This is a genomic window from Microbacterium sp. NPDC059771, from assembly GCF_042732495.1.
In the GTDB taxonomy this organism is placed as follows: Bacteria; Actinomycetota; Actinomycetes; order Actinomycetales; family Microbacteriaceae; genus Microbacterium; species Microbacterium sufflavum.
The window spans coordinates 1,853,583-1,872,020 of record NZ_JBHWHK010000001.1 but is presented as its reverse complement, the minus strand read 5'-3'; the positions used below and the strand labels follow the sequence as shown (position 1 = coordinate 1,872,020).

16 protein-coding genes are annotated in these 18,438 nt (G+C 71.2%); 6 read left to right on the top strand and 10 right to left on the bottom strand.

Going from position 1 to position 18,438, the window contains the following annotated elements:
* Nucleotides 1–149: 149 nt before the first annotated feature.
* Complete coding sequence (locus ACFV3I_RS08850; protein WP_378822722.1) at nt 150–2,033, top strand: chorismate-binding protein; 1,884 nt, start codon at nt 150–152, stop codon at nt 2,031–2,033.
* Between the two features lie 21 nt (nt 2,034–2,054).
* Here ACFV3I_RS08850 and ACFV3I_RS08845 read toward each other — a convergent pair whose 3' ends face one another.
* Nucleotides 2,055–3,368: an RIP metalloprotease gene (locus ACFV3I_RS08845; protein ID WP_136035342.1), complete on the bottom strand. Its 1,314-nt coding sequence runs from the start codon at nt 3,366–3,368 to the stop codon at nt 2,055–2,057.
* Nucleotides 3,369–3,433: 65 nt separating this feature from the next.
* Between ACFV3I_RS08845 and ACFV3I_RS08840 the strand changes: the two genes are divergently transcribed.
* The 3 genes from ACFV3I_RS08840 to ACFV3I_RS08830 all read left to right on the top strand — a co-directional run bounded on the left by ACFV3I_RS08840 (nt 3,434) and on the right by ACFV3I_RS08830 (nt 6,389).
* Nucleotides 3,434–4,018 carry a hypothetical protein gene (locus tag ACFV3I_RS08840; protein ID WP_378822721.1) on the top strand — a complete coding sequence of 195 codons (585 nt, stop codon included), beginning with the start codon at nt 3,434–3,436 and terminating at the stop codon, nt 4,016–4,018.
* 83 nt (nt 4,019–4,101) lie between these two features.
* Nucleotides 4,102–4,797: a YcnI family protein gene (locus tag ACFV3I_RS08835; RefSeq protein ID WP_247638659.1), complete on the top strand. Its 696-nt coding sequence runs from the start codon at nt 4,102–4,104 to the stop codon at nt 4,795–4,797.
* A complete protein-coding gene (locus ACFV3I_RS08830) occupies nt 4,794–6,389 on the top strand; it encodes a Mur ligase family protein (RefSeq protein WP_378823215.1) in 1,596 nt (531 codons plus the stop codon). The genes ACFV3I_RS08835 and ACFV3I_RS08830 overlap by 4 nt, the downstream gene beginning before the upstream one ends.
* A gap of 53 nt (nt 6,390–6,442) precedes the next feature.
* Here ACFV3I_RS08830 and dxr read toward each other — a convergent pair whose 3' ends face one another.
* Together dxr and ACFV3I_RS08820 are read right to left on the bottom strand one after the other, a co-directional pair.
* Nucleotides 6,443–7,525, bottom strand: coding sequence for a 1-deoxy-D-xylulose-5-phosphate reductoisomerase (gene dxr, locus ACFV3I_RS08825; protein WP_136030019.1), 1,083 nt, complete (start codon nt 7,523–7,525; stop codon nt 6,443–6,445).
* A gap of 37 nt (nt 7,526–7,562) precedes the next feature.
* Complete coding sequence (locus tag ACFV3I_RS08820; protein ID WP_378822720.1) at nt 7,563–8,525, bottom strand: FKBP-type peptidyl-prolyl cis-trans isomerase; 963 nt, start codon at nt 8,523–8,525, stop codon at nt 7,563–7,565.
* A 123-nt stretch (nt 8,526–8,648) separates the two neighbouring features.
* Between ACFV3I_RS08820 and ACFV3I_RS08815 the strand changes: the two genes are divergently transcribed.
* Nucleotides 8,649–9,428, top strand: a complete 780-nt coding sequence (locus ACFV3I_RS08815) for a 1-acyl-sn-glycerol-3-phosphate acyltransferase (protein WP_205812755.1) — start codon at nt 8,649–8,651, stop codon at nt 9,426–9,428.
* A 99-nt stretch (nt 9,429–9,527) separates the two neighbouring features.
* Here the strand turns inward: ACFV3I_RS08815 and ACFV3I_RS08810 are convergent, their stop codons facing one another.
* Nucleotides 9,528–10,025, bottom strand: coding sequence for an OsmC family protein (locus ACFV3I_RS08810; protein ID WP_136030023.1), 498 nt, complete (start codon nt 10,023–10,025; stop codon nt 9,528–9,530).
* An 85-nt stretch (nt 10,026–10,110) separates the two neighbouring features.
* On the opposite strand from ACFV3I_RS08810, the gene ACFV3I_RS08805 reads away from it, so the two are divergent.
* Entirely contained in the window at nt 10,111–11,106 is a 996-nt protein-coding gene (locus tag ACFV3I_RS08805) for an asparaginase (protein ID WP_136030025.1), read from the top strand.
* A 10-nt stretch (nt 11,107–11,116) separates the two neighbouring features.
* Here ACFV3I_RS08805 and ACFV3I_RS08800 read toward each other — a convergent pair whose 3' ends face one another.
* The 6 genes from ACFV3I_RS08800 to atpD all read right to left on the bottom strand — a co-directional run bounded on the left by ACFV3I_RS08800 (nt 11,117) and on the right by atpD (nt 18,423).
* Nucleotides 11,117–13,771 carry an FtsK/SpoIIIE domain-containing protein gene (locus ACFV3I_RS08800; RefSeq protein WP_247638655.1) on the bottom strand — a complete coding sequence of 885 codons (2,655 nt, stop codon included), beginning with the start codon at nt 13,769–13,771 and terminating at the stop codon, nt 11,117–11,119.
* Nucleotides 13,772–13,925: 154 nt separating this feature from the next.
* Nucleotides 13,926–14,720, bottom strand: coding sequence for a PP2C family serine/threonine-protein phosphatase (locus ACFV3I_RS08795; RefSeq protein WP_136030030.1), 795 nt, complete (start codon nt 14,718–14,720; stop codon nt 13,926–13,928).
* A 235-nt stretch (nt 14,721–14,955) separates the two neighbouring features.
* Nucleotides 14,956–15,780 carry a DUF5684 domain-containing protein gene (locus tag ACFV3I_RS08790; protein WP_206251403.1) on the bottom strand — a complete coding sequence of 275 codons (825 nt, stop codon included), beginning with the start codon at nt 15,778–15,780 and terminating at the stop codon, nt 14,956–14,958.
* Between the two features lie 108 nt (nt 15,781–15,888).
* The gene (locus ACFV3I_RS08785; protein WP_247638654.1) at nt 15,889–16,635 is read right to left on the bottom strand and encodes a YaaA family protein; all 747 of its coding nucleotides are present in this window, start codon (nt 16,633–16,635) and stop codon (nt 15,889–15,891) included.
* Between the two features lie 70 nt (nt 16,636–16,705).
* Nucleotides 16,706–16,966, bottom strand: coding sequence for a F0F1 ATP synthase subunit epsilon (locus tag ACFV3I_RS08780; RefSeq protein WP_136029295.1), 261 nt, complete (start codon nt 16,964–16,966; stop codon nt 16,706–16,708).
* Between the two features lie 2 nt (nt 16,967–16,968).
* Entirely contained in the window at nt 16,969–18,423 is a 1,455-nt protein-coding gene (gene atpD, locus ACFV3I_RS08775) for a F0F1 ATP synthase subunit beta (protein WP_136029293.1), read from the bottom strand.
* Between the last annotated feature and the right edge of the window lie 15 nt (nt 18,424–18,438).

Here is an 18,438-nt window from a genome sequence, read left to right as displayed (position 1 = left end):
GGGTGCCGCGTGTGGTAGTTTCGCCCCATGCTCGCGAACCTCACCTGGTGGCCCGCCTCCTAGGCGGTGTTCGCGTTCCCACGAATCCAGACCGCCTCCGGGGCGGTCTTTTCGTTGCGCCGAGCCGGAGCCCTGCACAGGAGACATCGATGACCCTCTCACGACTCGCCGAGCTCAGCGCCGATCCGTCCGCATCCTTCATGCTCATCGCGCGCGACGGCGCCGACTCCGTCGAGCTGCTCACGGGCGAGGTCGTCGACGTCGACCTGCTCGCCGACATCCCGCTCACCGCGGACGGCGTGCCGCGTGAGGTGTTCGCACTGGTGCCCTACCGCCAGGTGCGCGAGCGCGGCTTCGTCGCGCAGGACGACGGCGCTCCCCTGCGCTGCATCGTGGTGGACGAGCACCTGCACCTGCCGACGCCTGCGGTGCTCGATGCGCTGCCGACCTCGTCGGTCCCCCTGCGCGACGGCGGCTTCGACATCGCTGACGAGGAGTACGCGGCCATCGTCGAGACGGTCATCTCCGACGAGATCGGACGCGGCGAGGGCGCGAACTTCGTGATCCGCCGCGACTACACCGCCAGCATCGACACCGACGACCGCACGGCCGCCCTCACGTGGTTCCGTGCCCTGCTCGCGCATGAGCGCGGGGCGTACTGGACGTTCGCGGTGGTCACCCCGGGGCGGATCGCGGTCGGCGCGAGCCCGGAGGCGCACGTCGTCGCGCGTGAGGGCGTCGTCACCATGAACCCCATCTCCGGCACCTTCCGGCATCCGGCCGGGGGCTCGACCAAGGAGACCCTCGCCGACTTCCTCGCCTCCACCAAGGAGACCGAGGAGCTGTTCATGGTGGTGGACGAGGAGCTCAAGATGATGAGCGCCGTCTGCGCCGACGGCGGGCGCATCACCGGCCCGCACCTCAAGGAGATGTCCCGCCTCACCCACACGGAGTACATGCTCCGCGGACGCAGCGGCATGGATCCGCGCGACATCCTCCGCGAGACGATGTTCGCTCCCACGGTCACGGGCTCACCGATGCAGAACGCGTGCGCGGTGATCCGTCGCCATGAGAAGAAGCCCCGCGGCTACTACTCGGGCGTCGCAGCGCTGTTCACCCCGAACGCCGACGGCGGGCACGACCTCGACGCCCCGATCCTCATCCGGACCGTGTATCTCGCCGACGGCGAGCTCAGCGTCCCCGTCGGCGCGACCCTCGTGCGCCACTCCGACCCGCACGGCGAGGTGTCAGAGACCCACGGCAAGGCGGCGGGCGTGCTCGGCGCCATCGGGGCGATCGACCGCGACCGTGCGGCCGAGGCTCGCAGCGACGCCGATGCCCCCGGTGCACGCCGCTCCCTCGCCGACGACCCGGAGATCGCCGCGCTGCTGTCCTCCCGCAACGCCCGCCTCGCCGAGTTCTGGCTGAACCCGCAGGGCGAGGAGTTCACCGGCCCGTTCACGGGGCGCTCCGCCCTCGTGGTCGATGCCGAGGATCGCTTCACCACGATGCTCGCCCACCAGCTGCGTCACCTCGGCCTGGACGTGACGATCTCCGCCTGGGATGCCGTGACCGACGACGCAGTGGCCGCGGCCGACCTCGTCGTCGCGGGCCCCGGCCCCGGCGACCCCCGCGACACCGGCAGCGCGCGGATCGCCCGGATGCGCGCGGTCGTGGAGCGACGGCTCGACGCCGAGGCCCCCCTGCTCGCCGTGTGCCTGAGCCACCAGATCCTCGCGGACCGTCAGGGCGCGGCGCTGGTCCCGCTGGCCGCCCCGCATCAGGGACTGCAGAAGTCGGTGCCCGTGTTCGGCGAGGACGCCTCGATCGGGTTCTACAACACCTTCACCGCGCGTGTGACACCCGGTGTCACGAGGATCGGGGATGCGGAGGTCTCCGCCCACCCGGGCTCCGGCGACGTGTTCGCACTCCGCGGCCCGCGCTTCGCGTCCGTGCAGGGACACCTGGAGTCGATCCTGTCGCGCGACGGCATCCGCACGCTCGAACGCCTGGTGTCGTACGCCCTCGCGTGACCGGCGCCGGTGCCGGGCCGGTCAGCCGAGCAGCTTGACGGGGTTGAACAGGTCGGCGACGAGGAGCAGCGCCCCCATCCCGATCAGCAGGACGGCCACCACCACCGTCAGCGGCACCAGCCGGGTGGCGTCCACGGGTGCGGGCGGCGGGCGCCGGAAGAGCTTCGCCCATGCCCGCTTGATCCCCTCCCACAGCGCGACCACGATGTGACCGCCGTCGAGCGGCAGCAGCGGGATCAGGTTGAACACGAACAGCGCCACGTTGAGCGACCCCAGCAGCCCCAGGAGGACGGCGAACCGGTTGAGGATCGGGGCATCGGTCGCCGCGACCTCGCCGGCCAGGCGCCCGACGCCGACGACGCTCAACGGGCCGTTCGGGTCGCGTTCGCCCCCGGTGACCAGGGACACACCCACATCCCACAGCCGCACGGGCAGCGTGACGATGAGCGACGCCACCCTCGCGACGTTCTCGGCGGCCATCTCCGGTCCGGCGCTCAGCGGCTGTTGCACGAAGCCCATCTGCGAGATCATCCCCGCGTACCCGACCTCGCGCACGACCGGGTCGCCCTGATCGTCGAGCACGGGCCGCCCGCTCGCGTCGGTGATGGTGCGCTCCGCCGCGATGGGCGTGAGGCTCAGCGTCTGCTCGGCCCCGTCGCGGCGCACCACCAGCTCGAGCGTCTCGCCGGGCGAGGCCTGGACGATCGTCGTCGCCTGCTCGAAGGTCGACACGGGCTGACCGTCGATCGACACCAGCACGTCACCGGGTCGCACCCCCGCCTCCGCCGCGGGGGACTCCGGGTCGTCCGGGGCGCACTCGGTGGCGGTCGACGACGCGGGCACCACGCACTCGTTCACCGCGGAGATGGTCGTCGTCCCCTGCTGCACGCCGATGCCGCACACGAGCACCGTGAAGATCACCACGGCCAGGACCAGGTTCATCAGCGGACCGCCGAGCATCACGATCACGCGCTTCCACACCGGCAGCTTGTAGAAGACCCGGTCCTCCGCGCCCTCGGCGATCGTCTCGTCGTTGGCCGAGCGGGCGTCCTGGATGAGCGTGCGGAACACCCCGGACGCCGGACGCTCCCCCTTCGACGACGGATACATGCCGGACATCGAGATGAACCCGCCGAGCGGGAGCAGCTTGAAGCCGTACTCGGTCTCGCCGATCCGCTTCGACCACAGCCGCGGGCCGAAGCCGATCATGTACTGGCCGACGCGCACGCCGAAGAGCTTCGCGGGGACGAGATGGCCGACCTCGTGCAGACCGATCGAGAGGCCGAGGCCGATCAGCATGAACAGGATGCCGCCCACATAGAGCAGGATTTCCACCCGCCCACGGTACTGCCCGCAGCTAGGAATCCGCCCCGCCCGCGCCGCTTGGCTAGGCTGGGATGGTGACCACCCGGCAGCTGCGACTCCTGCGCGCCGCCGCCGTGTCCGCCACCGCGACCCTCATCGCCGCGGTGTCCCACACCATCGGAGGCGGCGCGGCACCCCACCCGCTGCTGATCCTCGCGGTCACGGTGCTGTTCCTGACACCGACCGCCGCCCTCCTCGGGCTCCGTCGGTCGCGCTGGCGCGTCGCGGTCGCCGTGCTCGTGTCTCAAGCCGTGTTCCACCTGGTGTTCCAGCTGCTCGGCTCCCCCACCGCGGACGTCGACGGCGCGATCGGCCCGCACGTCCATCACTTCGACCTGGCAGCGTTGAGCGGCACCGTCTCCGTCGCGCCCATCGACGCGACGATGCTCCTCGCGCACGCCGGCGCCGCCGTGCTGACAACTCTGCTGGTGTGGCACGCCGAACGCCTCCTGCGGGCCGTCGCCGGCTGGTTCCGCGCTCTCGTGCGTCGCGCGTCGCCGACGGGCTTCTCCGGCCATCGCCGCCCGACCCCGCTGCGTCCGCTGCGCTTCGCTCCCCTCGACCGTGCCGTGGCCGCCGCCGTCTCCCGGCGCGGCCCCCCGGTGTGCGCACGCGGCTGACCCGCCGCCCGAGAATCACGGCCGAACCCTCGGCCACCCTTTGCGCGCCCTCCGGCGCGCCCGCACACCTTTTCTGGAGAATCATGTCCCGTACCACCACGTCCCCTCGTCGTCCGCGCTCCCGCCGGGCCCTCGTCGCCACGACCGGCGCGCTCGGCGGGATCGCCCTCGCCCTCGCGGTTCCGCTCATGGCGGGAGCCCACGTGTCCGTCAGCCCGGATGAGCTCGCCGCCGGCGACCACGGCGTGCTCACGTTCTCGTTCGCCCACGGCTGCGGCACCTCGCCGACCACGGCACTGCGCATCACCATGCCGGACGGCCTCACGTCCGTCGCCCCGACCCTGGACGGCGACTGGACCATCCAGGTCGAGCGCGGTGAAGACGGCCTCGTGAGCGCCGTCACGTACACCGCGCTCACGCCGGTGCCGACCGACCTCCGCGGCGCGGTCAGCATGTCGGTCGGGCTCGACGAGAAGACGCCCGAGACGCTCGCCTTCCCGGTGGTGCAGCAGTGCGTCGACGGTGCGACCGAATGGACGCAGCTCGCCGAGGAGGGTGAGGACCCGCACGCGCTCGATGCCCCCGCTCCCGTGGTCACGGTCACGGATGCGGAGGCGTCGATGCATGGCGCCCACGGCGACGGGGAGGCGGACACCGCGGACGCCGACGCGGCCGCCACGGCCGCCGACCCGCTCGGCATCGCCCTCGGCACGGGCGGGCTCCTCGCCGGGGCGGCTGCTCTCGTGGTCGCCGTGCTGGCCTACCGCCGCCGGGCCTGAGCCCCGGCCCGCCGCGCGTCCGACCCCGGCGCGAGCTTTCCGAACTGGCCTCCCGATTCGCCGCCACCGTGCGCGGCGACGCCACCGGAGTGTCCCTGAGCGGCATCACTCTCGCCACCGCGGATCTTCGCCCCGGTGAGGCCTTCGTCGCGATCCAGGGCGTGAACCGCCACGGAGCCGACTTCGCGGCGACCGCTGCCGAGAAGGGCGCGGTCGCGGTCATCACCGACGAGCGCGGCGCGGAGATCGCCGCGGACGCCGGCCTGCCCGTCCTCGTGGTGGACGATCCGCGCGCCGTGCTGGGCGACCTGAGCGCCTGGGTCTACGGCACCGGGGCGGACGACCCCCTGCCGCTGCTCTTCGCGACGACGGGCACCAACGGCAAGACGAGCGTCTCCCACCTCCTGGAGGGCATCCTCGAGCAGATGGGCGTCGTCACGGGGCTGTCGTCGACGGCCGAGCGCCACATCGCGGGCGAGGTCATCGTGTCGCGGCTCACCACGCCGGAGGCGTCGGAGATGCACGCGCTCCTGGCGCTGATGCGCGAGCGGCACGTGGAAGCGGTCGCGGTCGAGGTGAGCGCGCAGGCGCTGTCCCGCCACCGCGTCGACGGGATCCGGTTCGATGTCGCCGGCTTCACGAACCTCAGCCACGACCACCTCGACGACTACGCCGACATGGAGGAGTACTTCGAGGCGAAGCTGCCGCTGTTCCGTCCCGATCGCGCGGTCCGCGGCGTGATCTGCCTCGACTCCCCCTCCGGCGCGCTGGTCGTCGATCGCGCGGAGATCCCCGTCGTCACGGTCGGCACGCCGTCGATCGCCGCCGATCCCGATGCCGCGGCCCGCGCGGACTGGGTGGTCGTGATCGACGAGGAGCGCGCCGCCGGCACCACCTTCACGATGAGCGGCCCTGCCGGAACCCTCACCACCACGGTGCCGGTGATCGGTCCGCACATGGCCGCCAATGCCGCGCTCGCGATCGTCATGCTGCTGGAGGGCGGGTACGCGTGGGAGCGGATCACCGACGCGCTCGGCCGCGACGGCGGCATCCACGCCTACCTCCCCGGCCGTACGCAGCTCGTCTCCGGCGACCGCGGACCGGCGGTGTTCGTGGACTTCGGGCACTCGCCGGACGCCTTCGAGAAGACCCTCGCCGCCGTGCGCCGGGTCACCCCCGGAAAGGTGCTGATGCTGTTCGGCGCGGATGGCGACCGCGACGCCAGCAAGCGCTTCGACATGGCGCGCACGGCCGTGGAGGGCAGCGACATCCTCGTCGTGACCGATCACCACCCGCGCTTCGAAGACCCGGCGTCCATCCGGGCGACCCTCGTGGAGGGCGCGCGCCGGGCACGACCCGACGCGGAGATCCACGAGTACTCCCCACCGGAGGCGGCGATCGTCGCGGCGGTCGGCCTGGTGGGCGACGGCGACGCGATCCTGTGGGCGGGTCCCGGGCATCAGGACTACCGGGACATCCGCGGCGTGCGCACCCCGTACTCGGCGCGTGAGCTGTCCCGCCGCGCGCTGAAGGCCGCCGGATGGCCGGTCCCGGAACCGCGCTGGCCCGTGCCCTACCCGGACGAGGACTGACCGCCGCCCGGTGCAGCGCCGCGCTGCATCGGGCGCCCTCGGCGGCCGCGCCGTCAGCTCGCGGCGATGAGCCGATCGGCCGTGCGCCGTGCCCAGTCCTCGGCCTCTGCGAGCGTCTCGACCGTGAGGGTGCTCGGCGCCTCGTGCTGGTCGACGACCGCGGAGATCGTGTCGACGATGCCGAGGAACGACAGGCGTCCCTCGTGGAACGCGTCGACGGCCTGCTCGTTGGCTGCGTTGTACACGGCCGGGAAGGTGCCGCCCGCGCGTCCGACCGCCTTGGCGAGTGCGACGGCCGGGAAGGCCTCGCCGTCGAGCGGCTCGAAGGTCCACGAGCTCGCGGTCGTCCAGTCCAGCGGTCGACCCACGCCGCCGATGCGGTGCGGCCAGTCCAGGCCGAGGGAGATCGGCAGACGCATGTCCGGCGGGGACGCCTGTGCGATGGTGGACCCGTCGATGAACTCGACCATGGAGTGCACGATCGACTGCGGGTGCACGACCACCTCGATGTCGTCGTAGGCCACGTCGAACAGCAGGTGCGCCTCGATCACCTCGAGCCCCTTGTTGACGAGGGTGGCGGAGTTCGTCGTGACCGTCCTGCCCATGTTCCAGGTGGGGTGCGCGAGCGCCTGCCCCGGTGTGACCTCGGTGAGCTCACTGCGCGTGCGTCCGCGGAACGGTCCGCCCGACGCGGTCACCACCAGGCGTCGCACCTCGTCATGCGTCCCGGAGCGGAGCGCCTGTGCGAGGGCGGAGTGCTCGGAGTCGACGGGGACGATCTGCTCGGGGGCGGCCGCCGCCAGCACTAGATCTCCCCCGACGATCAGCGACTCCTTGTTCGCGAGGGCGAGCGTGCGGCCCGCCTGCAGCGCGGCGAGCGTGGAGCCGAGTCCGATCGAGCCGGTGATGGCGTTGAGCACCACATCGGCCTCGACGTCCCGCACGAGCTGTTCCGCTTCGACGGCTCCGAGGGCCGTGTCCTCCACCTGGAACTGCTCCGCCTGCTCTGTCAGCAGCTCGCGGTTGGAGCCCGCGGCGAGCCCGACGAGCTCGAACCGGCGCGGGTTGGCGCGGATCACGTCCAGCGCCTGGGTGCCGATGGAACCGGTGGAGCCGAGGACGATGACGCGACGCATGACGCCAGCCTAGGACACGGCCGCCGTCGCGCCCGCGCTACTGCTGCGCCTGGACCGGGGTCGTGGCGAGGATGTCGACGACGAATACGAGGCTCTCGTTCTGCAGTTCGTTGCCCTCGCTCGCACCGTAGCCGTCGGACGGGGGCATCACGACGAGCACCTGCGAGCCGACCTTCTGACCTTCGAGCGCCTTCCGGAATCCGGCGACCACGCCGGTGGTCTGGAACTGCGCCGGTGCCGCGTCGCGACTCCAGCTCGAGTCGAACTCCTTGCCGTCGGACCACTTGACGCCGAGGTACTGCACGACGACCAGGTCGCCCGAGGCGACCGTCGCTCCGTCTCCCTGCTTGAGCACGGCGACCTGGGTCTCGGCCGGCGCATCGCCGTCCGGGATCGTGATGCTGGGCTTGCCGTCGTCGTCCAGCTTCACCTCGGGCATGCCGGGGGTCGGGTCGACCGGCGTACCGGTGGCGACCTCGGGCAGTTGCTCGACGGCCTCTGCGTACACGACCTTATTCGTCCCGCCCTCGCCGAAGACCTCGCCTGGAAGGGCGAGGACGACCTGCGTTCCGATCGGCTGGCACTCGAGAGCGGCGATGAAGAGAGATGCACTGTTCTGGTCGAGAAGGACGGGAGCCTCACCACCCTCGCTTCGTGCCGAGGAATCGACGACTTCACCTGTCGACGCTTCCACGATCTGGTACTTCACCCCGACGAGGTCATTCGCGACGACCTCGTCACCTGTGCCCTCAGCGATCACCGTTCGCTCCACATCGGCGAAGGCCGCATCAGCTGGCACTTTGACGACGGCATCGAGTCCCTCGCCCTGAACGTCAATGGAATCCGAGGTCTTGCCCGGCTGCGCGTCGAGCAGACACCCACTCGAGGAGGACGGGTCGGGGGTGCCCGAGCTCTCCGGCGCACCGCTGCCGGAGCAGCCGGCGAGCAGGAGGGTCGCCGCGGCGACGGTGGACAGGACGATGAGCGGACGCTTGCGCACAGTGAGACCTCGGGATCGCGGGCGGGACACTCCATCCTGCCCCATCGCCCTTTGCCCTCCCTGGGAGGTGGGGCGCGAGTCTTCATTCCCACGTCGGCATGGGGCCGGGAGTATCCTGCTCTGATGACCTCTGAGCAGTCCGTCGAGCCCGAACCCGCCTCAGAGGACACGCCGAAGCCGCGCCATGCGGGCTTCACGTACGCGCTCGGTCGCAGCCTGATCGCCCCGCTCGCGCGGCTGATCTACCGTCCCCGGATCGAGGGCCGCGAGAACGTCCCCACCACCGGTCCGGTGATCTTCGCGAGCAACCACCTGTCGTTCATCGACTCGATCGCCATCCCGGTCGCGGCACCGCGGCCCGTGCACTTCCTTGCGAAGTCGAGCTATTTCGAGGGGACCGGATTCAGCGGCCGCCTCACCAAGACCTTCTTCGAGGCGATCGGCGCGATCCCCGTCCGGCGCGGCGCGGGTCAGGCAGCACTCGACGCGCTCGATCTGCAGCGGCAGCTGCTCGAGGAGGGCCTCGCGGTCGCGCTGTACCCCGAGGGGACCCGTTCCACCGACGGTCGCCTGTACAAGGGCCGGACGGGCGTGGCGTTCCTGGCCCTGCAGACGGGCGCACCGGTGGTCCCGGTGGGACTCATCGGCACCGACAAGGTGATGCCGGTGGGCGCGAAGATGCCGACGCTCTCCGAACGCGTGACGGTGCGGTTCGGCGAGCCGCTCGACCTGTCCCCCCACGGACCCGCTACCAGCGGACGCGCACGGCGGCTCGCGACCGACGAGATCATGGCCGCGATCCATGCCCTGTCCGGTCAGGAACTGGCGGGCACCTACAACGAGGCTCCGGCCCAGGGCACCATCGAGAAGATCAAGCAGGCGCTCCCGCACGAGCGCCGCTGAGTAGCGCTGAGCGTGAACCCCGGACCCTCCCGGTAGCGGCGACCACGTGTCCCTTCCCGGGCGAGGAGTCCAACAGCGGTTGCCCCTCCGCCGCGGGGGTCACGCGCTCGCGGTGACCGTGGCCTCGTGCCGCACCGGGAAGTTGACCGAGTTCGCGATGAAGCACCACTCGTTCGCCTGGGCGTGCGCCCGCTCTGCCGCCTCGATCATGGACGGATCGGCGACCACGACCTCCGGGGAGAGCGTCACCTCGACGAATGATCCCCCTCCTGCCCCGTTCTCGCGCATCAGCCCGCGCGCGCTGTCGCGGTAGGAGACGACCACGACGCCGGCGGTGACGCAGGCGTGCAGATACGACAGCAGGTGGCACTCGGAGAGCGAGGCCAGCAGGAGGTCTTCGGGGTTCCAGCGGGAGGGGTCTCCGCGGAACGGCTTGTCGGACGAGGCCAGCAGCGCGGGCTTGCCCTCGATCTCGATCGTGACGTCGCGGCGATAGTCGCGGTATCCGCTCGTTCCGGTGCCGGAGTTGCCCGTCCACGTAGTTGTGAGAGCGTAGCGGTGTTCACCGAGCGGACGCGACGTGGTGTGCTCTGCCATGCGCTCAGTCTGCCAGGTGCCGCCGACGTCGCGACCCTCCGCGGGGACCCCGAGGCCGCGGGACCACCGGCACTAGGCTGGTGGAGTGCTGGAGACACTCACCGTTCAGGATTCCGTCGAGCTCGCCGTCGTCGAACGGAGCGGATTCATCGAGTCACGTCACGCCGGCGCCGCGGTGGTGCTCTCGCCCGACGGCGAGGTGATCGCGCGACACGGCAACGCCGACGCGCTCATCCTCCCGCGGTCGAGTCTCAAGCCGCTGCAGGCCGTGGCGTGCATCACCGCCGGCGCACCGCTGGAGGGCGAACAGCTCGCCCTCGCCACGGCGAGCCACACGGGCACGGACCGGCACGCCGCGGTGGTGCGCGACATCCTCACCGCCGGGGGCCTGACGGAAGACGACCTCGCGTGCCCTCCGGCCTGGCCGGGCGACTCCGCGACCCGCGACGAGCTGGTGCGCGAACACGGCCAGGAGGCGCGCGTCCGCATGAACTGCTCGGGCAAGCACGCCGCGATGCTGCGGGCCTGCGTGGCCACCGGCTGGCCGACCGCCGGATACCTCGACCCCGCGCATCCGCTGCAGGCTCACATCCGGGAGGTCGTCGAGCGCCTCACCGGGGAGAAGATCGCGCACACCTCCATCGACGGCTGCGGCGCTCCGGTGCATGCGCTCACCCTCACCGGGCTCGCGCGCGCGATCCACCGCATCGGCACCGCGTCCGACCGTTCGCCGTTCGCGCTGCACCGCGTGGCCGGGTCGCTCGTCCGCGCGGTGCGCGAGAACCCCTGGACCGTCGAAGGGCCCGGCCGCCCCGACACCATCGCGACCGAGCGTCTCGGCGTCTTCACCAAGGGCGGCGCGGAGGGCGTCATGGTGATGGTGGCGCCGGACGGGACGACCGCGGCCCTGAAGATGCTCGACGGCGCCGCGCGCGCGTCCACCATCGTCGCCGCCACCCTCCTGGCTCGCGCGGGCTCTCTGAGCGACACCGACGTGGCCGGTCTCGCGGAGGCCCTCCCGCTCGACGTGCTCGGGGGCGGTGCCCGCGTGGGAACGGTCCGCCCCGGCGCCGGCCTCTGACGCACCAGCCTCACCGCGACCCGAGCCCCGGCACGACGACCCGCCGCGGCGCGCGGTCCCCCACCACCGACCACGCGCGCCCCTGATGCAGCCGGGCGAACGGCGGGAGGTCGCGCACACCGACTAGCTGGCGCAGATCGGACGGACGCTCCGCGCGGACCAGGACCTCGCCCTCGGCGCGGATCTGCTGCCACAGGGCCCACTGCCGCTGCCAGCCCTCCGCGTCGGCCATCAGGATGCACGGGCTCGCGGTCGTCGGCACGTCGCTCCCGGCCGTCCGCACGTCCCACTCCGGGCGCGCCGCGCGGAGTGCGCCCACCGCGTCCGACGCGCCCGCCGTGACCAGCGCCACGACCGGCCTCGCCGGTGCCCAGATCTCCGTCGAGGAGGCAGCGGACTGCCTCGGCCGCTCGTCCGCCCAGGCGAACTGCACCTCCCGCCCGTCGAGCACCGCGCGTCCCGGCGGTCGGTCCCGCACGAACCCCGACGTCTCGCCACCCGCTGCGAGGTGCTCGACGCGCGACGCCGCGCGTAGAAGCGCTCGACGGGGCAGCGCGTCGAGCACACGGCCCAAGGGACCCGATGCCCGTGCGGCCGTGAGGATCCAGGTCGTCGAAGGTGACAGGCGCAGCGACTGCTCCCACCGCTGCGCGAACTCCTGTGCGTACTCGACGGGGAGCTCGGCGTGCAGCGCGTCGATGTCGTCGCACAGCACGAGCTCGGGGATCTCCGTGTCACCCCTGACCCACGCCGCGAGCAGGTCCACCGCGCTTTCCGCATCGGAGGGGAACAGCAGGGCATCATGGCGCTGGGCCGCCACCGCGCGCACGAGCGCCGTGCGTCCGCTGCCCGGAGCGCCGACCACGGCGAGCCCGCGCTCACGTCCCGGACGCAGGAGCTCCCGAGGCTGCCGCTGTCGCTGCGGGTCGTCGGCGAGACCGAGCACCACCGCGTCTCCCCCGGCGTCGTCGCTGCCGTCGTGATCCGCGCCACGAAGGTCTGCGAGATCGATGCGTCGCGGCAACGGCGGGAGCCAGGGGCTGACAGCCGGAACCGCCTGGCTCCAGCGCGTCGCTGCACGCCGCAGGTCTCCGGGACCGGTCAGCGCGACGCGCACGAGCTGCGGCTCCGCATCCTGCGGTCGACGCACGAGCGCACAGCCGCGCCCCTCCGGCCCCCCATCGAGCAGCGCCGCGCCGTCCGTCCCGATCACGGCCCTGCTGTCCGCGGGATCTGCGACCCGCAGGCTGATCCGCAGCGGGCAGTTCGCCGCCAGGGCGTCACGGATCACGCCGCCCGCACGCTGCGTCCCGAGGACCAGGTGCATCCCCAGGGCGCGGCCGCGCGCAGCGATGTCGATGAACACGTCGCCGAGGTCGGCGTGCTCGAGGAGCAGGGCGGCGAACTCGTCGACCACGATCACCAGGCGTGGCAGGTCGGCCTCTGACACGTCACGAACGCCGGCCGCGGCGAGGGCGGCCTCCCGTCGTCGCATCTCCGCCCGCAGGCTCAAGACACCCCGGCGCGCACCCTCGTCGTCGAGGTCCGTGATCACCGCCGACACCTGGCGGAGAGCGCGAAGCGGCTCGAACGCCGTCCCACCCTTGAAGTCGGCCAGCACGAACGTCACCCGATCCGGTCCGTACGCTGCACACATCGCCGCAACCCAGGTCACGAGCAGTTCGCTCTTGCCCGCGCCGGTCATGCCGGTGACGATCGCGTGCGGTCCGTGCTCCACCAGATCGACCGCGATGTCGGTACCCCGGGCGTCACGGCCCACCACGACCGCGAGACCATCACCTGCCTCTGAGACGATCACGTCAGCCAGCGGCACGCTGAGCGGGAGCTCCGCATGCGTGTCCGACGGCTCGCCCGTCGCCGAGGCGACCAGTTCTGCCTGCGGTCGCGACAGGCACTCGACCGCGACCTCGGTCACGCCCTCCGGCGTACGCAGCGATGCGGCCCCCGGCTCGACCACGTCGAGCACGGTCGTGATCCCCGACGGCACCTCGGCGTCGGGAGCCGCCGTCCAGATCACCGCATCTGCCGCGACGGGCGCTCCGAGCGTGCCCCACCCCACCCGGAAGGCTCCCCGGCGCGCCCGCACCGCGTGAGCCGCCGTGGTCAGGCCGGACGACGCCAGCTCCTCGCCGACGAGCGCCAGTTGCGCCGGCCCGAAGCGGAGGCAGAGCTGCGCGACCAGAGCTCGTGCCGCCGCGGCTGCGACCGGGGCCTGGCCTCGGACGCAGACGCCCCCGCCGAGCCGCACCACGACCGGTGCGTCATCGAGCTCGGCGCATCGCGCGCGGAACGCCTCTGCTCGATCGCCCTCCCCACCCGTCGTGCGCACGGCGCTGACACGCACACCGCGACCCACGGTCATCTCGGTGTCGGCAGCGATCGGATCCGTCCCACGAAGCGGCGGTTCTGCGACGCACGCGGCGACGTCCGGGTGGCGCGACTCGAGCTGGGCCCGCTCCTCGGCGTGACGACGGGCGAGCGCATCCTCGACCGCGCGCCACTCGGCCTCCACCCTGTCCGCCTCACGCCGTCGATCGTGCCGTCGCGTCCTCGCGGCGTCGGCCACCGAAGCGAGCATCATGAGGGGACCGAGTGCGGCGAACCACAGCGACTGCACCGACCCTGTGGTGAGCCACAGCGCCACCCCCATCCCAACCGGGACGATTCCCGCGAGATAAGGCAGCGAGGTACGGCGCGGCGGCGCGGGCGCGGAAGGAATGACGAGGGGAGACGGGTCCATCTCCCCAGTGCACCGCTCCGTGACAGCAGAGAGCCTGCTGTCCACAGCGTCGGAGTGACTACTCCGCGGTGTCCCCCTCTGGGGAGGAGGACTGGGGGTCGCTCACCTGCAACACGATGAGCGTCACGTTGTCGCGACCACCGTTGTCGAGAGCCGCAGCGAGCATGGCGTCGACGCACGCGGCCGGATCGGAGTTCTCCCGCAGGAAATGCTGGATGCCGTAGTCGGTCAGCTCCTTGGTGAGTCCGTCGGAGCAGATCACGAACCGGTCGCCCGGACGCAGGTCGATGGTGACATAGTCCGGAGCGGTGAGCTCGCTGGCGCCCACCGCGCGCGTGATGACGTTGCTGTAGGGGTGGCCCTCGGCCTCCTCCGGGCTGAGCTTCCCCGCTGCGATCAGCTCCTGCACCACCGAGTGGTCCGTGGTCACCTGCACGAGCCGGTCATCGCGCAGGAGATAGACCCGCGAGTCGCCGATGTTCAGCGCGACCCACTGCGCCTGGTCTCCGCCGTCGTCCAGGTAGACGCCCGTGAGCGTGGTCCCGGTTCCCTCGTCGGTGGTCTCCGGGTGCTCCGCGATGTCGTCGACGGCGCGGGCGAGAGCCTCTTCGATCGTGCGATGCGAGATGTCGCCCGCGACGACCGCGGCCTGCAGGCGGGACACGGTGCTTTGGCTTGCGATCTCGCCTCCCGCGTGCCCGCCCATTCCGTCGGCGACGATGAAGAGGGGGAACTCCGCGAGGAACGCGTCCTGGTTGGTCTCACGGCGACGGCCCTGATCCGTGACACCCGACCACGAGAGCAGCAGCGGGCGTCCCGCAACCGTGACGGTGTGCGTCTTCGTCTCAGCCACGTGCTGCCTCCGATGGACCTGCGGCGGAAAGGGCGGTCGCAGGATACTCACACATCGTAGTGGAACACGATCCCCTCGCTCGCACCGGGGCCCTTCGAGGGGCAGAGCGGAACGGAGACGCCGATCGGGCGCTGCGACAAGACCATGACCTCCACGTTAGCGGGCGCATCGCCCGCGAGAACACCGTTCACACCACGAAACCCCCGGCGGTGGGCCGGGGGTTTCGCGACGACGGTCACGCAGGGGGCTGCGTGGGATCGTTCGGGGTAGTGGGAGGAGCCGGCGGTGCGGCCGGCGGGGCCGCGGGCGGAGCCGGCGGCGTGGTCGGCGGAGCCGCGGGCGGAGCGGGCGGCGTGGTCGGCGGCACAGGCGCGCTCGTCGAGGGAGCGGCGGAGGGCGCGGCCGGCGGGGCGTAGCCGGGAGCCGGCGGAGCCGTGAACCCGGGCTGCGGCGGCGCATAGCCCTGGGGCTGCTGCGGGTAGCCCTGGGGCTGCTGACCGTAGCCCTGCGGGGCACCGTACCCCTGCGGCGCCGCGGTCGCGGAGGGCTGGACCGGGATGCCGTCCCACACCGTGCGATCGCCGAGGAAGCCGTTCCCGGCCCACGAGGCGGGCTGGATGTTGGGGTTCCACCGCGACTTGTCGAAGGCGTTGATACCCAGCCACACCGGCGGGAGGAAGAAGTACAGGATGACCCAGACCGCATCCTTCTGCAGCTTCAGTCCGACCCGCCACGCGGCGATGAGGTCGAGGACACGGCCGGCGATGCCGACGAGCGGGAGGATGAGGAACCAGCCCAGGACCGGGATGATCGCCCCGACCACGCCGGCGCCGATGAGGTACAGCACGAGCCACGGGCTGAGGTCGCCGAGCTTGTAGAAGATCATCGAGTTGTAGACCGGGACCCAGGCGCGCCACTTGCCCTGGACACCGGCCTTCTCGAAGACCTTCATGTAGAACCAGGCGTAGATCGCGTACACGATGAGCGGCAGGATCGTGTACAGCAGCGTCAGCGCGACGAGTGCGCCGCCTGAGATGCCGTAATCGTAGTAGTCGTCCAAGGTTCCCCTCCAGAAGGCTGATATTCCCGGGTGATGCGCTGCTTACACTAGCGCGTCACCGCCGCCGCGCGCAGGACCCTCGCTGACGTCCCGCGCCGCGAACCGGTCTCACTCCGCGACGACGAGTTTCAGCTCGCCGGGATGGTCGGTCTCGCGCAGCACGATGCCTCGCCCCTCCGCCCACCGCAGCAGTGCCCGGCGGGAGCCGATGCGCGGTCGGTCCTCCGTGAGTGCACGCACCAGGAGGCCCTTCGACTTCTTGTTGAAGTGGTTCAGCGCTCTGCCCTGCTCGGTGACCACGCGCACATACGCCGAGGGCACCGATGCGGGCACGGGTCCGAGACCCACGTACGCCTCGCTGCGCAGGTCGAGGACGAACGACGGCGCCTCGTCCGCGATCGCCGAGGTCGTGGCTTCCGCCCAGTGACGCCGGAGCGGCGGCACCCCGGGAAGCGACGTTCCCGCGGCGAGGCGGTAGGTCGGGATCGGGTCGAGCGCGCCGACCGGACCGAACGGCGCGCTCTGGATCCACACGTGGGCGTCCGCCCACCGCCGTGACGCCGGGGAGAGCGAGGCCGCGTCGAGGGCGTCGAACAGCACGCCGGTGTAGCGGTCGATCGCCGGCATGGTCGGCGCGCTGCGGAGAGCGCGGTTGTGCGCGATGTCGTCGAGCTGCCGCTCGCTCAGTTTGAGAACACGGCGGGCGGCCTCCTCGTCGGCCGCGAGCTCGACCAGGGCGTCGAGCACGGCCGCGCGATGCTCAGCGAGAGACGGCAGCGGCAGGACACCGAGGTCGAGCGGCGCGCCCGTGCCTCCGGGACGCTTGGTCTCGGACGGCGGAAGCAGGATCTTCATGGCACCTCGTAACGCAGACGCGTCCGCCTCGACACCCAGGGTGCCGAGGCGGACGCGATGTTCAGGACTGTCAGGCGATGAGAGCCGCGTTGCCCGCCACGATGGTCAGAACGTCGCCCTCCATGGAGAGGAAGCCGTCCTGCGCGTTGGCGAGCACCTTGGCGCCGTCGGTCTGGGTGATCCGGACCTGGCCCTCGGCGAGGATGGCCAGCACCGGCTCGTGACCGGACATGAAGCCGATCTCGCCCTCGACGGTCTTGGCGACCACGAGGCTCGCCTCACCCGTCCAGACCTCCGCGTCGGCGGAGACGAGGCTGACGTTGAGCGCCATGATCAGGCGTTCTCCTTCTGGATCTGCGCCCAGCGCTCCTCCACGTCGGAGATGCCACCGACGTTGAAGAAGGCCTGCTCGGCGACGTGGTCGAAGTCACCGCGGGTGATCGCGTCGAACGACTCGATGGTCTCCTTGAGCGGAACCGTCGAACCCTCGACACCCGTGAACTTCTTCGCCATGTAGGTGTTCTGCGAGAGGAACTGCTGGATGCGACGTGCGCGCGACACGACGATCTTGTCTTCCTCGGAGAGCTCGTCGACACCGAGGATCGCGATGATCTCCTGCAGCTCCTTGTTCTTCTGGAGGATCTGCTTGACCGTGGTCGCCACGCGGTAGTGGTCCTCGCCCAGGTAGCGGGGGTCCATGATGCGCGACGTCGAGGTCAGCGGGTCGATGGCCGGGTACAGACCCTTCGACGCGATCTCACGGGAGAGCTCGGTCGTCGCGTCGAGGTGCGCGAAGGTCGTGGCCGGAGCCGGGTCGGTGTAGTCGTCGGCCGGCACGTAGATCGCCTGCAGCGAGGTGATCGAGTGACCACGCGTCGAGGTGATGCGCTCCTGCAGGAGGCCCATCTCGTCGGCGAGGTTCGGCTGGTACCCCACGGCGGAGGGCATGCGGCCCAGCAGCGTGGAGACCTCGGAACCGGCCTGCGTGAAGCGGAAGATGTTGTCGATGAAGAGCAGCACGTCCTGCTTCTGCACGTCACGGAAGTACTCCGCCATCGTCAGAGCCGAGAGCGCGACGCGCAGACGCGTCCCCGGCGGCTCGTCCATCTGGCCGAACACGAGCGCGGTCTTGTCGAAGACGCCCGCCTCCTCCATCTCGTGGATGAGGTCGTTGCCCTCACGGGTGCGCTCACCGACACCGGCGAACACCGACACACCACCGTGGTCCTGCGCGACGCGCTGGATCATCTCCTGGATGAGGACGGTCTTGCCGACGCCGGCGCCACCGAACAGACCGATCTTTCCGCCCTGCACGTACGGGGTGAGGAGGTCGATCGACTTGATGCCCGTCTCGAACATCGTGGTCTTCGACTCGAGCTGGTCGAAGTTCGGGGCCTTGCGGTGGATGGGCCAGCGCTCCGTGACCTCGATGGTCTCACCGGGCTCGCCGTTGAGGACCTCGCCGATCACGTTGAAGACCTTGCCCTTGGTGATGTCACCGACGGGGACCGAGATGGCCTCACCGGTGTCACGCACCTCCTGACCGCGGACGATGCCGTCGGTCGGCTTGAGGGCGATGGCGCGCACCAGGTCGTCGCCGAGGTGCTGTGCGACCTCGAGCGTGATCTCGGTCGACTCCTCGCCGATCACGATGGTGGTCTTCAGCGCGTTGTAGATGTCGGGGATCGAGTCGTGCGGGAACTCGATGTCGACAACCGGACCGTTGACGCGCGCGACGCGCCCGACGACCGCGGTCGCCGGCTGGTCAGCCGTGGCGGTGGTGGTCATTTCTTCGTCTCTTTC

Bases quoted from the DNA above. Each gene is read 5' to 3' on its own strand.
- dxr (WP_136030019.1), bottom strand. From the start codon at position 7,525: ATGCGTCGCGTCATCGTCCTCGGCTCCACCGGTTCCATCGGCACCCAG.
- ACFV3I_RS08850 (WP_378822722.1), top strand. From the start codon at position 150: ATGACCCTCTCACGACTCGCCGAGCTCAGCGCCGATCCGTCCGCATCC.
- ACFV3I_RS08785 (WP_247638654.1), bottom strand. From the start codon at position 16,635: ATGAAGATCCTGCTTCCGCCGTCCGAGACCAAGCGTCCCGGAGGCACG.
- atpD (WP_136029293.1), bottom strand. From the start codon at position 18,423: ATGACCACCACCGCCACGGCTGACCAGCCGGCGACCGCGGTCGTCGGG.
- ACFV3I_RS08810 (WP_136030023.1), bottom strand. From the start codon at position 10,025: ATGGCAGAGCACACCACGTCGCGTCCGCTCGGTGAACACCGCTACGCT.
- ACFV3I_RS08815 (WP_205812755.1), top strand. From the start codon at position 8,649: ATGACCTCTGAGCAGTCCGTCGAGCCCGAACCCGCCTCAGAGGACACG.
- ACFV3I_RS08835 (WP_247638659.1), top strand. From the start codon at position 4,102: ATGTCCCGTACCACCACGTCCCCTCGTCGTCCGCGCTCCCGCCGGGCC.
- ACFV3I_RS08780 (WP_136029295.1), bottom strand. From the start codon at position 16,966: ATGGCGCTCAACGTCAGCCTCGTCTCCGCCGACGCGGAGGTCTGGACG.